The sequence below is a fragment of the Rohdeia mirabilis genome, from assembly GCA_007750655.1.
Taxonomy (GTDB): domain Bacteria; phylum Planctomycetota; class UBA1135; order UBA1135.
Genome location: CP036290.1, coordinates 3006949 through 3022287, shown reverse-complemented (window position 1 = coordinate 3022287; position 15339 = coordinate 3006949). Strand labels below are relative to the sequence as shown.

General features: G+C 70.5%; 13 protein-coding genes. 12 read left to right on the top strand and 1 reads right to left on the bottom strand.

The window, feature by feature from the left end; translation table 11 throughout:
• The first annotated feature begins 93 nt into the window (after positions 1–93).
• The 7 genes from ffh to prmC all read left to right on the top strand — a co-directional run bounded on the left by ffh (position 94) and on the right by prmC (position 8042).
• On the top strand, positions 94–1719 hold the full coding sequence (ffh, locus tag Pla163_RS11255; protein ID WP_145188070.1) for a signal recognition particle protein: 1626 nt from the start codon (positions 94–96) through the stop codon (positions 1717–1719).
• Between the two features lie 427 nt (positions 1720–2146).
• Positions 2147–2572, top strand: a complete 426-nt coding sequence (gene rpsP, locus Pla163_RS11250; RefSeq protein WP_145188067.1) for a 30S ribosomal protein S16 — start codon at positions 2147–2149, stop codon at positions 2570–2572.
• Positions 2573–2798: 226 nt separating this feature from the next.
• Positions 2799–4133, top strand: a complete 1335-nt coding sequence (locus Pla163_RS11245) for a hypothetical protein (protein ID WP_145188064.1) — start codon at positions 2799–2801, stop codon at positions 4131–4133.
• 1 nt (position 4134) lies between these two features.
• Positions 4135–4767, top strand: coding sequence for a Maf family protein (locus tag Pla163_RS11240; RefSeq protein ID WP_145188058.1), 633 nt, complete (start codon positions 4135–4137; stop codon positions 4765–4767).
• A 2-nt stretch (positions 4768–4769) separates the two neighbouring features.
• A complete protein-coding gene (prfA, locus tag Pla163_RS11235) occupies positions 4770–5840 on the top strand; it encodes a peptide chain release factor 1 (RefSeq protein WP_145188055.1) in 1071 nt (356 codons plus the stop codon).
• A 277-nt stretch (positions 5841–6117) separates the two neighbouring features.
• Positions 6118–7095: a hypothetical protein gene (locus tag Pla163_RS11230; RefSeq protein ID WP_145188052.1), complete on the top strand. Its 978-nt coding sequence runs from the start codon at positions 6118–6120 to the stop codon at positions 7093–7095.
• Positions 7092–8042: a peptide chain release factor N(5)-glutamine methyltransferase gene (prmC, locus tag Pla163_RS11225; RefSeq protein WP_145188049.1), complete on the top strand. Its 951-nt coding sequence runs from the start codon at positions 7092–7094 to the stop codon at positions 8040–8042. The genes Pla163_RS11230 and prmC overlap by 4 nt, the downstream gene beginning before the upstream one ends.
• 121 nt (positions 8043–8163) lie before the next feature.
• Here prmC and Pla163_RS11220 read toward each other — a convergent pair whose 3' ends face one another.
• On the bottom strand, positions 8164–8547 hold the full coding sequence (locus Pla163_RS11220; protein WP_145188046.1) for a PilZ domain-containing protein: 384 nt from the start codon (positions 8545–8547) through the stop codon (positions 8164–8166).
• Positions 8548–8868: 321 nt separating this feature from the next.
• Here Pla163_RS11220 and Pla163_RS11215 point away from each other — a divergent pair, with 321 nt between their 5' ends.
• The 5 genes from Pla163_RS11215 to Pla163_RS11195 all read left to right on the top strand — a co-directional run bounded on the left by Pla163_RS11215 (position 8869) and on the right by Pla163_RS11195 (position 15275).
• Positions 8869–9351 carry a single-stranded DNA-binding protein gene (locus tag Pla163_RS11215; RefSeq protein WP_419185827.1) on the top strand — a complete coding sequence of 161 codons (483 nt, stop codon included), beginning with the start codon at positions 8869–8871 and terminating at the stop codon, positions 9349–9351.
• A gap of 29 nt (positions 9352–9380) precedes the next feature.
• Positions 9381–10124 carry a molybdenum cofactor biosynthesis protein MoaE gene (locus Pla163_RS11210; protein ID WP_145188039.1) on the top strand — a complete coding sequence of 248 codons (744 nt, stop codon included), beginning with the start codon at positions 9381–9383 and terminating at the stop codon, positions 10122–10124.
• A gap of 192 nt (positions 10125–10316) precedes the next feature.
• Positions 10317–12032: an electron transfer flavoprotein-ubiquinone oxidoreductase gene (locus Pla163_RS11205; protein WP_145188036.1), complete on the top strand. Its 1716-nt coding sequence runs from the start codon at positions 10317–10319 to the stop codon at positions 12030–12032.
• 91 nt (positions 12033–12123) lie between these two features.
• Positions 12124–13596 carry a leucyl aminopeptidase gene (locus tag Pla163_RS11200; protein ID WP_145188033.1) on the top strand — a complete coding sequence of 491 codons (1473 nt, stop codon included), beginning with the start codon at positions 12124–12126 and terminating at the stop codon, positions 13594–13596.
• A gap of 533 nt (positions 13597–14129) precedes the next feature.
• A complete protein-coding gene (locus Pla163_RS11195; protein ID WP_145188030.1) occupies positions 14130–15275 on the top strand; it encodes a citrate synthase in 1146 nt (381 codons plus the stop codon).
• Positions 15276–15339 lie beyond the last annotated feature (64 nt).

Below are 15339 nucleotides of genomic sequence, written 5' to 3'. Positions count from 1 at the left end.
GCGTGCCGCTGCGCGCGCTCCCGGCCCCGAACCGATCACGACCCGCGACTTCCCACGGGCCGCGGCGTCCGCGTCCGCTATCCTCGTCGCCCCATGCTCGACGGACTCACAGCCAAACTCGGAGGCGCCCTCGGCCTGTTCAAGGGCCAGCGCGAACTCACCGACGCCAACATCGAGGAGGGCCTCGCGGCCGTCCGGCAGGCCCTGCTCGAGGCCGACGTCCACTTCAAGGTGGCGCGCGACTTCGTGGAGTCGGTCCGCACGCGGGCCCTCGGCGCCGGGCGCATCCAGGACAAGTCGGTCTCGGCCTCCGACCAGTTCGTGCACGCCGTGCACCGCGAACTCGTCGAGCTGATGGGCCCGGAGGACGCCAAGCTCGTCTTCGCGTCGAACGGCCCGACCGTGATCCTGATGGCCGGTCTGCAGGGCGCGGGCAAGACGACGACCTGCGCCAAGCTCGCCAAGCACCTGGTCACCAAGCTCGGCAAGCGCCCGCTGCTCGTCGCCGCCGACATCAAGCGCCCGGCCGCCGTCGAACAGCTGCGCGTGCTCGGTCGCCAGCTCGACCTGCCCGTCTACCACGAGGACGGGCTCGAGCCGCCGGTGCTGTGCGAACGCGGCCTGAAGGAGGCCATCCGCACCGGTCGCGACGTGGTGATCCTCGACACGGCGGGTCGCCTGCACGTGGACGACGAGCTGATGGAAGAGCTCGCCGCGATCGCGAAGCGCACGAAGCCGCACAACCAGGTGCTCGTCGTGGACGCGATGACCGGTCAGGACGCGGTGCGTTCGGCCGAGTCCTTCCACCGCAAGCTCGCGCTGACCGGCGTCGTCCTCACCAAGCTCGACGGCGACGCGCGCGGTGGTGCGGCGCTGAGTCTGAAGGCCGTCACCGGTCGCCCGATCCTGTTTGCGGGCGTCGGCGAGAAGATCGACGACCTCGACGCCTTCTCGGCCGAGCGCATGGCCGGCCGCATCCTCGGCATGGGCGACGTCGTCGGCCTGGTCGAGACCGCCCAGGCGAAGATCGACGAGGGCGAGGCGCAGGCGCAGTTCGAGAAGATGGTGATGGGCACCTTCACCATCGAGGACATGCTCGCCCAGCTGCGCATGATCCAGAACCTCGGGCCCATGAAGAAGGTGCTGGGGATGATGCCGGGCATGGGCGACGCGCTGAAGAACGTCGACATGGACGACAAGCACATCAAGCGCATCGAGGCGCTGTGCACGTCGATGACGGTGAAGGAGCGCCTGCAGCCGGACCTGCTCGACATGAGCCGCCGGCGTCGCATCGCGCGGGGTGCGGGCCAGGACGTGGCCGACGTCAACGCACTGCTCAAGTCCTACAAGGGCATGAAGCAGATGATGAAGCAGATGAACAAGATGGGCCTCGGCGCGGCGATGGGCGGCAAGGCCAAGCGCCAGGCCCTGGCCGGGATGAGTCCGACCGGCGAGCTGTCCGGCGACTTCGGCGGACCGGGCCTGATGGGGCGCCTCGGTGGCGCGGCCAAGGGTCTGGGCGGCGCGGCGAAGGGGCTCGGGTCCCTGGTCGGACTGGGCGGTGGCGGCGGTCTGCCGGAGGGCTTCGACCCGTCCATGCTGGGCGGCGGCGGGGGAGCTGGCGGGTCGGGTGGCGCGCGCCGACCGCAGCCCGCGCGCGACAAGTCCAAGGAGAAGGCGAAGCGCAAGCAGAAGCAGAAGAACCGCAAGAAGCGCTGATCCGAGCGGAATCGGAGGGCGTTCCGCGGCTCGAGGGGCGGTCGGTAGGTAGGTAGGTCGGTCGGTCGGCGAGGCGGTAGGGCGGTCGAGCGGCGAGTCGGCGCGAGACGCGATGTGTCGGTCGACCAGCCAACTGGAGTCGCACTCCGTACGCCCCGCCCGCCCAGGACACCGCACTCCCAGGACACCGGGAGCCTTGCCCGGCCCCCGACGGTTCCCTATGCTCTTCGCCCCTCGACGGGCGCCGGGCCCGTCGAACCCCTCCGCACCGGTGCTCACGCGCCACCGCGGGGAAGTCCGTTCGCGCGTCCCGGCCTCCGTGCGCGATCGGTGACCGTGGCTGGCCCGTCCGGTGCTCACTTCGTGGGTGCAGGCGCGGCGCCCGAGCCGACACTCCCTCACCACAGCTACCAGCACTCGAACCACCATGGCCGTCGTCATCCGCCTCAAGCGCATGGGTCGTCGCAACCACCCGACCTACCGCATCACCGTCGCCGACTCCCAGAAGCCCACCGACGGCCGCACCCTCGAGAACCTGGGCGTCTACGACCCGATCCACCCGCGGCCCGAGTTCCGCGAGAAGATCGACGTCGAGCGCGCCCGCCACTGGCTGTCGGTCGGAGCCAAGCCGAGCCACACGGTCCAGAACATCCTCAAGCGCGCGGGCGCGTTCGAAGGCGTCGCCGCCAAGCCCAAGCGCGCGCGCGACGGCCGCTCGAAGGAGACCAACAAGTCCAAGCGCCGCGCCGCCCTCAAGGCCGGTCGCGAGCAGGCCAAGGCCGCCCGCCGCGATGCGCGCGTGGCCGCCAAGAAGGCTGCTGCCGCCGCCGCTGGCGAAGCGTCCGCCGAGTAGCACCGTTCTCTCGTCGGTGCCCGCTCCGGGATCCGGTCCACGTCGCGCTGCGTCGTGAACGGGCCCCGGAGGCCAGGACCCGGCGCACGAAGTCCGTTGCCGCGTGCGCCGTGTTCCGGCGCGCCGAACTCGTGTCGCGTCGCACGCGCCGCCTCCTCTCGGCGGCGCGCCCACCCTTCGGTCGCACGTTCGTCGCGGCCGTCCACTCGCACTCCGCCCGACTCTCGTGAGCAAGAAGGCCGATTTCCTCGAGCGGTTGCTCGACACGCACCAGCCGCGCCGCCCGTTCCCCGAGTCCGAAGTCGCGGAGTTCAACCCGCTGGAGCAGGGGCTCTTGATGGTGCTGCTGCGCCACATGACCCAGTCCCAGGCCGAGGCCAGCATCAAGGCGCTCCAGAAGGCCTACGAGGACTGGAACGAGCTGCGCGTCAGCCAGGCCCAGGAGATCGCCCAGCACTTCCGCACCTCCACGCGGAAGAAGGGCTACGACAAGCTGCAGTCGTTCCGTGAGGTCGCGCTCGACCTCAAGGAGTACATCCAAGAGGTCTACCAGCAGACGCACAGCATCGCGCTCGACCGCTTGGTCGCCGATGTGAACGACGCCTGGAAGATGCTCGAGAAGATGCCGGTGACGGGCATCGCCGGCGGCGCGTACCTGATGTGGGTGGCGAACCGCGAGGTGCCGGTGCACGCGAACCTCGTCAAGCTCCTCGACAAGCTCGACCTGGTCACCAAACCGGGGACCGGACGCAACGCGGTCGCCGCGGTGTCCGCCCTCGTTCCCAAGGGGCGCGAGCGCGAGTTCACGATCGTCATGTACGACGTGCTCGAGCACTGGGAGGACGAGGAGAACCCCTCCTACGTGTCGAACCCGATCCTCCAGGAGACCGCTTTCGGCAAGAAGGCGTTCGTGGAGCGCGAGACCGCGCGGGCCAAGGCGGACGCGGCGCGCCAGAAGGAGGAGGAGCGCATCAAGAAGGAGGAGGAGCGCGAACGCAAGCGCATCGAGGCCGAGGAGAAGAAGCGCATCGCCGCCGAGAAGGCCGCGCGCAAGGCCGAGGAGGCCGCTCGCAAGAAGGCCGAGCAGGAGGCCGAGAAGAAGCGCGCGATCGAGGCCAAGAAGGTCGCGGCCGAGAAGGAGCGCAAGGAGCGCGAGGCCGCCAAGAAGAAGGAGGCCGCCGCCAAGGAAGCCGCGAAGAAGAAGGCTGCCGCCGCGGCGAAGGTCGCTGCGAAGAAGGAAGCCGCCAAGAAGGCTGCAGCCAAGAAGGCCGCGGCGAAGAAGGCGTCCGCGAAGAAGTCCTCGACCAAGAAGTCCTCCACGAAGAAGCCTGCGTCCGCGAAGGCGGCGGCGAAGCGCCCGACGACCAAGAAGTCGGTCGCGAAGAAGGCCCCGGCGAAGAAGGCCGCGGCCAAGAAGAGCACCACCAAGGCCGGCGCCTCGAAGAAGGGCACGACCTCGAAGGCGGCGGCGAAGAAGTCCACGACCAAGAAGGCCGTGGCCAAGAAGTCGACCACGAAGAAGGCGGCCAAGAAGCCGGCGAAACGCGTCGCGCGGCGCTGAGGTGGAAGCCGGACCCGACTTCGAGCTCGTCCTGGGGTCCGCGTCGCCGCGGCGGCGCGAGCTGCTCGCCGGCGTGGGGCTCGCTCCGCCGGTCGTCCCCGCCGACGTGGACGAGTCCGTGGTCGGTCGGCCCGCACCCGAAGTGGCCGCCGTGGACATCGCGCGTCGCAAGGCCCGCGCTCTGGCCGCGTCGCGCGTCGGTGCGGCCGTCGTCGTCCTGTGTGCCGACACGGTCGTCGGCGTGCAGGACGAGGACGGTTGGACACTGCTCGGCAAGCCGTCCGACCGCGACGAGGCGCGCCGCATGCTGCAGCGGCTCTCCGGCTCGACCCAGGTGGTGAGTACCGGCCTGTGCGTCGCGCGCTGTTCGGACGGCGCTCTGTTCGACGACGTCGAGTCGACCCACGTCACCATGCGTCCGCTCGGACCCGACGAGATCGACGCCTACCTCGATTCGGGCGAATGGCGCGACAAGGCCGGGGCCTACGGGATCCAGGGTCGCGCCGACGCCTTCGTCGTGGGCCTCAGCGGCGGGGGATTCGACAACGTCGTCGGTCTGCCGGTCGAGCGGGCGCTCGCGCTGCTCGAGAGGGCAGGCTATCGGCATCTTCCCGACCGTGTGCACGAGCAGTGACCATGGACCCCGTCATCGTCGGCAAACTCGCCGAGCGCGCTCGGCGCTTCGAAGAGATCGAACGCATGGTCTCCCAGCCGGAGATCGCGTCCGACCCGCGTCGCTTCCCGGCTCTGTTGCGCGAACGCGGCCAGTTGGAGCGCGCGTACGAACTGAACCGTGAAGTGCTCGCACTGACCGCGGACGGCACGGAAGCACGCTCGATGGTCGAGTCGGGCGACCAGGAACTGGCGGAACTCGGGCGCGAGGAGCTCGAACGCATCGAAGCGCGCCGTCCGGCGCTCGAGCGCGAGATCAAGCGCGAGCTGGTGAAGGACGAGGAACTCGCTCGCACGCGCGTCATCGTCGAGGTGCGCGCCGGAACGGGCGGCGACGAGGCGACGCTCTTCGCGCGCGACCTGTTCGAGATCTACACCCGCTACGCCGAGCTGCGCCGGTGGAGGATCGAACCGATCGAGGCCACGACGAGCGACGTCGGCGGCTTCAAGGAGATGATCTTCGCGCTCGACGGCCCCGACGTCTGGAACCGCATGCGCTTCGAGTCCGGCGGCCACCGCGTGCAACGCGTCCCCGCCACCGAGAGCCAGGGCCGCACCCACACCAGCGCGGCGACCGTCGCGGTGCTGCCGGAGGCCGAGGACGTGGACATCGAGATCCGGGACGAGGACCTGCGGATCGACACGATGCGCGCGGGCGGCCCCGGTGGTCAGTCGGTCAACACGACCAGCTCCGCCGTTCGCATCACGCACCTGCCGACCAACACCGTCGTGCAGTGCCAGGACGAGAAGAGCCAGCTCAAAAACAAGGCCAAGGCCATGCGCGTGCTGCGGGCGCGCCTGTACGACGCCGAACAGCAGCGCCTGCACGCCGAGCGCGCGGACCAACGCAAGTCCCAGGTGGGGTCGGGCGACCGCAGCCAGCGCGTGCGCACCTACAACTACCCGCAGAACCGCTGCACGGACCATCGCCTCAGCGACAACCACTCGCTGGAGGGCATCACGGCCGGCAAGCTCGATCCCGTCATCGACGCGTTGATCGAGGTCGACCTGGCCGAACGCATCCGGGCGCTCTGAGCGCGGGGCGGCCGCCTCGCACCGAGCACCGCTCGCGCGTCGGGCCGGCGACGCGTGCCACCGCGGCGGCGGCACCGAACCAGCGGCACCGAACCAGCGGCACCGAACCAGCGACCCCGCGAACACCGATCGCTCGAGAACCGGCCGCCGCCGTCCCCGTTGTGCCGCCCGGACCGCGCCGACCCGCGGCCCGGCCAGCCGCCTCCCGATCCCGACGTCGACCGGCGCTGGGTCGGCGGGTAGGGTGTCCGCCGTCCACGACCCCCATTCCAGCCCCATGACCGACAAGAACGCCCCCGAGGCCACCGCGGCCGATACGAACGACTCCGCCGCCGCCCCCCAGAGCGCGGCGCCCGCGGCCGTCCCGGACGCCTCGGGTCTTCCGGAGATGCCGGCCGAGGCCACCCTGGTGAAGGAGGGGACGATCCCCGCGCCGCGACCCGATCGCGAGCTCGAGGACGCGCCGCGCCTTCTGCGCATCGCCGCGTTCGTGCTGCTGATCGGCGCGCTGTTCCCGTTCATGGCGGCGATGCCGTTCATGCAGGGCGAAGCGTGGCTCAGCTTCGGCGTCGCGAAACTCGTCGGTCTGCTCGGCTGTCTGATGCTCGGATTCGCCGTCTACACGCGCATCGGACAGCCGGTGCCCTACGGCCTCGGCGCGCTGGGGAACATCCGCTTCGCGCCGCGCCTCATGCCCGGTCAGAAGCCGAAGGGCGCGCTCGCCGGCATGTTGCAATCGGTTCCGACCGCGCTGCACCTGGTCGGTCTCGTCCTTCTGGTCGTCGCGGTCCTCATGCCGTTCTTCGATCCGGACATCGCGCGCCTCGTCGGGCCCTACGACGAGAACAGCCCGCTCTACAACCCGGCCTTCCAGGGCCTGAAGCCGCCGGCGGACGCGGTCAGTGCGGCGGCCGAGATCGCGGCCCTGCTGCTCGCGGGCTGCACGCTGGCGCACCTGTTCGCCTACAAGAAGGGCGGTCAGTTCTCGCCGCTCTATCCGTTCCTGTTCCTCGGCCCGGCCTTCATGGGTGCGCTGTCGATCTACTCGCTGTTCCCGCTGAACGGCGCGTCGGGTGCGATCTCGCTGCTCGGAGCGGCGATCGTCTCGGTCGCGGCCGCGATGGGCGTGTACACGATCGTGGTCGCCATGATCCAGGCGAAGAAGGAAGGCGACGCCAAGCGCGAAGCAGCGCTCGAAGCCCGCAAGGCCGCACGCAAGTCGAGCGGCAAGGGCGGTCGCGGATCGCGCCGTTGAGCGACCCGGACCGAACCCCCGCGCCCGGTTCGTCGGCGGCCCGACCGTCCGCCGCCGCTTCGACCGGCGCGGACGGTCCGGCCACTCCGCGCCAGCTGGTGAAGAAGGGCCGCGAGTTCCTCGAGCGCCACGGCGTCGAGGAGGCGCGGCTCGACGCGGAGTTGCTCGTGTCCCACGCGTTGGGCCTCGAGCGGCTGCGGATGTTCCTCGAGCTCGATCGCCCGGTCGAGCCCCACGAGCTCGAGCGCGCGCGGGCCATGCTCGTGCGGCGCGCGAAGGGCGAACCGACGGCCTACGTCACGGGCGTGCGCGACTTCTACCGCCACACGTTCAACGTGGACCGGCGCGTGCTCGTGCCGCGGCCCGAGACCGAACTGGTCGTCGACCTGGCGCGCGACTGGGCCAAGGGGCGGCTGTTCCCGAGCGGCGGTCCGCGCGTGCTCGACGTGGGCACGGGGTCGGGGTGCCTGGCCGTGACGCTGGCGCTCGAACTGGACGGCTCGAACGTGGTCGCGATCGACGTGTCGCCCGAGGCGCTCGAGCTGGCGCGCGAGAACGCGGCGCGCCTGGGCGCGGACGTGGGCTTCCTCGAGGGCGATGGCCTCGCGCCGCTCGCCGATCTCGGCGGTCGTCCGTTCGACCTCGTGGTCTCGAACCCGCCCTACGTGGATCCGTCCCAGCGCGATTCACTCGCGCGCGAGGTGCGCGATCACGAGCCGGCGCTGGCCCTGTTCGGTCCGGCGGACGATCCCGACCACTGGGCGGTCCATCTCGTGCTCGAAGCGCCGCGGAAGATGGGGCCCGGCGGGCGGTTGCTCGTCGAACTCGGCGCGGACCAGTGGAAGCGCCTCGAGCCGCGGCTTCGGAACGTGCCGGGGACGCTCTCGGTGCACGCAGACCTCGCCGGTCTGCCGCGCGTGCTCGTGCTCGATCTGCCCGAGGCCTAGGTGTGGTGGGACGTTCGGTACGGCGTCAGGCACGAAACTGCCACCTGCCGCGCCGAGACGCTGCAATTCGCAGCGTCACCGGCGGCAGGTGGCAGTTTCGTGCCTGACGCCGTACCGAACGCTAGAGCTCGCCCTGCAGGCCCGTCACGAAGTCGCGCAGGCGGTGGCGCTGGGTGTCCGCGATGTCGTGCAGGAAGACGGCCACTTCGTAGTGCGCGAGGTGCGGACTGATGCGTTCGCAGCGCACCACGGCACCCTTGGCGCGGAACTCGTCGTCCACGCCGTCGGGCAGGTCGAGGCGCACGTCGAGGAGCGACATCTCGTCGAGCGGTTCCTCGCTGAAGAAGCACAGTCCGGCGGCGGACAGGTCGCGCAGGCGCACGTCCATCGCGCGGCCGGCCACCAGGACCGTCAGCGGCCCGTCGTGGCGCGCGCGCGCGTGGCGGCGGCGCTCGGCGGAGGCGGGACGGGGGTCGGACTCGGCGTAGGGGCGGGGGGGCGTCATGGCCCGAGGGTAGCGGTGGCCGTCGCCCGTGTCCGTGGCGCCGATCGCGCGGCGTCCCGACTGCGGGGCTTGAGCGCGTGCCTTTGGGGCGTCACCATGGGCCCGCGGGCGTGGGCCCGCCCGAGAGCCGGTCGGCCTCGAAGCCCCGGGCACGGTCCGGGTGCCACCTCGAGCCGACAGCGCCGCGCGTGCAGCGATCGGCGACCCGCTCCGGCCCCGGGACCACCCCGGAGGCCGAGGACGCGGCGTCGCAGGAGCTGGAGGCGCGCGGAAACTCGCAGACGACGAAGCAGGACACCAACCTTCTCAGAACCACACACCATGGGCAGTTTCAACAAGGTCCTCTTGATGGGCAACCTCACCCGCGACCCCGAGACCCGGTTCACCCAGGGCGGCATGGCCGTCGTGAACTTCGGACTCGCGGTCAACGAGAAGTTCCAGGGCTCGGACGGTCAGAACCAGGAGCGCACGACGTTCGTGGACGTGACCATGTTCGGCAAGCGCGGCGAGGCGTTCGCGCGCTTCCACACCAAGGGCAAGTCGGCCTTCGTCGAGGGCAAGCTGCGCCTCGACACGTGGGAGGACAAGAACGGCGGCGGCAAGCGCAGCAAGCTCTACGTGGTCGGCGACTCCTGGGAGTTCGTCGGCGGCGGCGGCCGCGACGGCGGCGGACAGGGCGGCGACGACGGCGGCAGCTGGGGCGCATCGCGCTCGGGCGGCGGCGATCGCGCCGAGAGTGGTGGCGGTGGCGGTGGCTGGGGCGGCCCCGAGGCCGAGACCGAGTTCACCGACACGCCGTTCTGAGCGCCGGGCGCCGTCCGCACCGAGCAGCCATGCGATGCACCGTCGAGTTCTTCGCGGGACTGCGTGAACGCGCCGGTCGCGATCGGATCGTGATCGAGGACGTGCCCGACGGGCTCACCGTCGCGGCGTTCAAGCGCCTGCTCGTCGAGCGTCACCCGGAACTGGGGACGCTCGACGGGGTGCGCGCCGTGCTCGGCACCGCCTACGTCGACGAGGACACCACCGTCCCGGCCGACGCGACCGTGCACCTTCTCCCGCCCGTCTCCGGCGGACAGGGCGAACCGTCGGACGATCCGGCGCACGGGCCCACGCTCGAAGAAGGCGTGTTCGAGCTCTCCGCCACCGCCCTCGACCCGGCCCGCGCCCTCGCTCGCGTCGGCGACCCGGGCTGCGGCGGCAACGTGCTCTTCACCGGGACCACGCGCGGACGCAACCGCGAGCGCGACGTGGACCGCCTGGACTACGAGGCCTTCGACCGCATGTGCGGACCGGAGATGGCGCGCATCTTCGAACGCTGCCTCGCCACCTGTGGTCCGCCGGTCGCACAGGTGGGCACCGATCCGGCCGAGCGGCGGCTGCGCATGCTCGTCCAGCACCGCAGCGGCGTGGTCGAAGTGGGGGAGCCTTCCGTGGTCGTGGCCGTGGCCAGTCCGCACCGCAACGCGGCCTTCGAGGCGGCGCGCTTCCTGATCGATGCGCTGAAGGAGAGCCTGCCGGTCTGGAAGCGCGAGTGCTACTCGGACGGCCACCACTGGATCGGCGAAGGCTCCTGAGCGGCCGATTCGGGCTCGATTCCGCCCGTTCGGCTTCCGCGAGGACGTCCGTCGGGAGACCGGCCAGAAGGCCGCGACCCCGCGCGCTCCCTCGGCACTTCCACGCCACTGGGCGCGAGACCCGGCGTTCGGAGCGTGAACTGGGACCCGGCGGTGCTTAGCCTCTGGGGCCCAGCGCGCACACCTGAAACCATGATCAACCACACGACCAACGGCGGAAACGGCAAGGGCGGCGTCAGTCTCAACCTCGACGGCGTCGAACGCGAAGAGCTCGAGGTCGACGTCCTGCTCGTCGGCGCCGGCCCCGCCACGCTGTCCTGCGCCATCCAGCTGCAGAAGCTGGCCGAGGCGAAGGGACTCGAACTCTCCGTCCTCCTGATCGAGAAGGCCGAGGACATCGGCTACCACACCTTGTCGGGTGCGGTCATGGACCCGCGCGCCATCCGCGAACTGATCGGCGACGACTGGAAGGAGCAGGGCTGTCCCACCGAGGGCGAGGTCACGTTCGACTGCGTCGACTGGCTGACCGGCTCGGGCAAGGTGCGACTGAAGGGACCGTTCGTCCCGCCGCAGTTCAAGAACCACGGCAACCACATCATCAGCCTGTACCAAGTGGTGCGCTGGCTGAAGGACCGCGCGGAAGGCGCCGGCGTCGAGGTCTACCCGGGCTTCGCGGCGGCCAGTGTGCGCTACGACGGCGAGCGCGTCGTCGGTGTGCAGACGCGCGACGCGGGGATCTCGAAGAGCGGCGAGAAGAAGGGCCACTTCGAGCCCGGCATGAACATCGTCGCGAAGGTCACGGTCTTCGGCGAAGGCACGCGCGGGCACCTGGCGAAGGGCCTGATCGACAAGCTCGGACTCGCCGCCGACAAGAACCCGCAGGTCTACGAGACCGGCATCAAGGAGATCTGGTCGATCCCGGCCGGACGCGAGATGTTCGGCAAGGTGATCCACACCGCCGGCCAGCCGCTCGGCACCTCCGGCTACGGCGGTGGGTGGATCTACGGTCTGAAGAACGACCGCCTGTCGATCGGCTACGTCGTCGGACTCGACCAGGGCGACGCCAAGCTCGACCCGCACGCGATGTTCGTGAAGTGGAAGCAGCACCCCGAGATCGCGAAGCTGCTCGAGGGCGGCAAGGTCGAACGCTACGGCGCGAAGACGATCCCCGGCGGCGGCTACTACTCGATGCCGAAGCTCCAGGGCGACGGTTTCGTGATCGTCGGCGACAGCGCGGGCTTCGTGAACATGTCGCGCCTCAAGGGCATCCACCTCGCGATGAAGTCGGGGATGCTCGCGGCCGAGGCGCTCGTCGAGGCGCTCGCCGCGGACGACACGAGTGCGACCAAGCTGGCGCGCTACACCGAGCTGTTCGAGGCCTCCTGGGCGAAGCAGGAGCTCTACAAGGTCCGCAACTTCCGTCAGGCCTTCGCCAAGGGCTTCCTCACCGGTTCGATCGACGCCGGCGTGCAGATGGTGACCGGAGGACGCGGCCTGGTCGCGCGCCGCACCATGTCGCCCGACCACGAGCACATGCAGCGCGTCGCCAACTCGACCGCCACGAAGCCCCGGTACGACGACGGACTGTCGCTGGACAAACTCACCGACGTCTACCACTCGGGCGCCGTGCACGAGGAGGACCAGCCGAGCCACCTGGTCGTCACCGACCCGGACATCTGCGTCACGCGCTGCACCGAGGAGTACGGCAACCCGTGCAAGGACTTCTGTCCGGCGGCCGTCTACGAATGGCCGCACGCGAACGCCGGTGACGCCAAGAGCGCGGGCGGCGTCGTGATCAACGCGTCGAACTGCGTCCACTGCAAGACCTGCGACGTCGCCGACCCCTATCAGGTCATCGAATGGACCGTGCCCGAGGGCGGCGGCGGTCCCAAGTACATCGACATGTGAGAGGCGGCGCACCGCGCCACCGCTCGTCGAACGAACCATCCGCCCGCCTCCCCCCGAACACCCGACCGATCCGACCCCGGAACCCACTGCGATGAAAGTCACCGTCAAGAGCAACGACGCGAAGCCCACTGCCACGCCCGTCCTCGTCGTGCTCGCCCACGAGGGCGGCGCTCTCGCCCTGCCCGCCGGCGTCGAGTTGGCCGCCACCGCCGCGGCCGACTTCAGCGGACGCTTCCGCCAGTTCCGTTGGTGCGACCCGGTGAAGGGGGTCGCCGAGCGCGTGTTGCTCGTGGGTCTGGGCGCGCGCGAGGACGCGGGGTCCGAGAACCTGCGCCGCGCCACCGCGCTGGCCGTCAAGGGCGCCGAGTCGCTCGGACTGAAGCGCGCGACCATCCACGTCTCGAGCGAAGTGGCGGAAGCCGCGGGCGGCGCGGAAGCCGCCGGCGAGTCCGTCGCCGAGGCCGCCGTCATGGCCGCCTACCGCTTCGACGCGCACAAGAGCAAGCCGAAGAAGGTTGCCCTCACCGCAGTGGAGCTCCAGGGCCCCGGCGCGCCGTTCAAGCGCGGCGCCACCCGCGGTCAGGCGCTCGGCGAGGCCAACTGCTTCACGCGCGACCTGCAGAACCACCCGGGCAACGTCGTCACGCCCACGCGTCTCGCCGCCGAGGCCAAGAAGCTCGCCACCGGTGCCGGCCAGGTCACCTGCAAGGTGCTGGAGGAGAGCGACATGAAGAAGATGAAGATGGGGGCGCTGCTCGGCGTCTCGGCGGGCTCGCGCGAGCCCGCGAAACTCATCCACCTCGTCTACAAGCCCAAGACGAAGAAGCGCGGCTCGAAGAAGATCGCGATCGTCGGCAAGGGGCTCACCTTCGACGCCGGCGGCATCAGCCTGAAGCCGGGCGCGAAGATGGACGAGATGCGCTACGACATGTCCGGTGGCGCCGCCGTCCTCGGCCTGTTCCACGCCCTGCGCGCCGTCGGTTGCGAGCACGAGGTCCACGGCGTCGTGCCCGCGTCCGAGAACCTGCCCGACGGACTGGCCACCAAGCCCGGCGACATCCACACCGCGATGGACGGCACGACGATCGAAGTGCTCAACACCGACGCCGAGGGCCGACTGATCCTGGCCGACGCGCTGTGCTACACGACGGCGAAGATCAAGCCGGAGACGATCATCGACGTGGCGACCCTCACGGGCGCGGTGATCATGGCGCTCGGCCACGAGCTGACCGGCATGTTCCCGACCACGGACGACCTGCGCCAACGCCTGACGGAGGCCGGTGACGCCGTGGCCGAGAAGGTCTGGCCGCTGCCGCTGCTCGACTGCCACAAGGACCAGATGAAGGGCGCGTCCGCGGACCTGCGCAACATCAACTCGCCGGGTCAGGGCAACGGATCCACCTCCGGTGCGGCGTTCTTGTCCAACTTCGTCGGCGACACCGAGTGGTGCCACCTGGACATCGCCGGCACCGCCTGGGGGACCCTCGATCGCGACTACGTCGGTGGGGCCATGGGCACCGGAGTGGGGGTGCGCCTCCTGATGGAGTTCCTGCGCCGCCGCTGACCCCGGCGCGGCCCGGGCGCCGCGCTCGACGGCACGGTCCGCGAACAGCCGGTCGTCCACCCAGCGGTGGGCGACCGGCTCCGGGATCCGGCGCGTTCTCGGCCCTCGGGAAAGGTCCGCCCCACGGTGAGCGAACCAGGCCTCGACCAGGGGCGTCCGACTGCTCGCCGATGCCCCTTGGTTCGCCGGGGACCGGGCCCTACATTGGTTCGCCTCGCAGCCGCCCGAGACCCGTGGAAGGGCTCGAGCGGACCCTTCCGCGCGCCGCCCGAGCCCCTTCGCGGGTCCCTCGGCGAGCGGCGGAGCGAGCCTCCAACGTCCGTCGTGCGTCCCGCCCCTGGCGCTCGAGAGGGCGCGCCCTTCACCGAGCCTTCGGTGCCGCGTCGCCCCGGACCGATGACCTTCCCTCGACGATCAGCGCTCCGCTGACCCTCCCTCGACGATCAGCGCTCCGCTGACCCTCCCTCGACGATCGGCGCTCCGCTTCGGAGCGCGATTCCGACCGCCCTCGTCAACCGAACCAACGATCCATCGTGACCGCCGAAGCCAAGCAACTCGTCCCGGGCCTCGCAGGCGTCCCCGCCGCCGAGTCCGCCATCAGCTACATCGACGGCAACGCCGGTGTGCTCGAGTACCGCGGCTACCCGATCGAGCAGCTCGCCGAGCGCAGCACGTTCGAGGAGACGGCTTGGCTGCTCATGCACGGCCAACTGCCGACCAAGAGCCAGCTCGACGCCTTCGGTCGCGACCTGTCCGCGGTGCGCGAACTGCCCGATGGGATGCTCGCGCTCCTGGGCGCCTTCCCGAAGACCGCGCACCCGATGCTCGTGCTCCAGTCCGCCATCGCGGCCCTGGGCGCCTTCGAGCGCGAGGTGCGGTTCGGTGACGAAGAGGACTTCCGCCGCGCCTGGCTGCGCATCCTCGCCGCCACGCCGACGATCGTCGCCGCCTTCGAGCGTCTGCGCCGCGGCGAACAGCCGGTCGCCCCGCGCGTCGATCTCTCGCACGCCGCGAATTTCCTGTACATGCTGAACGGCGAGGAGCCGGACGAGATCGCGGCTCGCGTGCTCGACGTGGCGCTCGTGCTGCACGCCGACCACACGATGAACGCGTCGACCTTCGCCGCGCGCGTGGTCTACGGCACGAACGCCGGCCCCTACGACTCGGTCAGCGCGGCCGTCGGCGCCCTGCACGGTCCGCTGCACGGCGGTGCCAACGAGCGTGTGCTGCGTTCGCTCGAGACGATCGGATCGGTCGAGAACGTGCGCGCCTGGGCCGACCAGCAGTTCTCGAGCAAGGGCAAGATCATGGGCTTCGGCCACCGGGTCTACAAAGTGAAGGACCCGCGCTCGTTCGCCCTGCAGAGCCTCGGCGACAAGATGTTCGCGAAGCTCGGCCACACGCCGATCTACGACGTCGCACTGGAACTCGAGAAGGTCGTCGTCGAGCGCCTCGGCGACAAGGGCATCCACCCGAACGTCGACTTCTTCAGCGGCATCATCTACCAGAAGCTCGGTCTGCCCACGGACCAGTTCACGCCCATCTTCGCCATCGCACGCGCGGCGGGCTGGCTGGCGCACCTGCACGAGCAGATGCAGGACAACAAGCTCTTCCGCCCCGGCCAGATCTACGTAGGCGAGGCGTCGCGCGACTACGTCCCGATCGACAACCGCGTCTGATCAGGGCGGAGCGCTCGGGCCTCCAGCCGCACGGCGGCGACGGGGGCCGGAAGGGACCGCCACT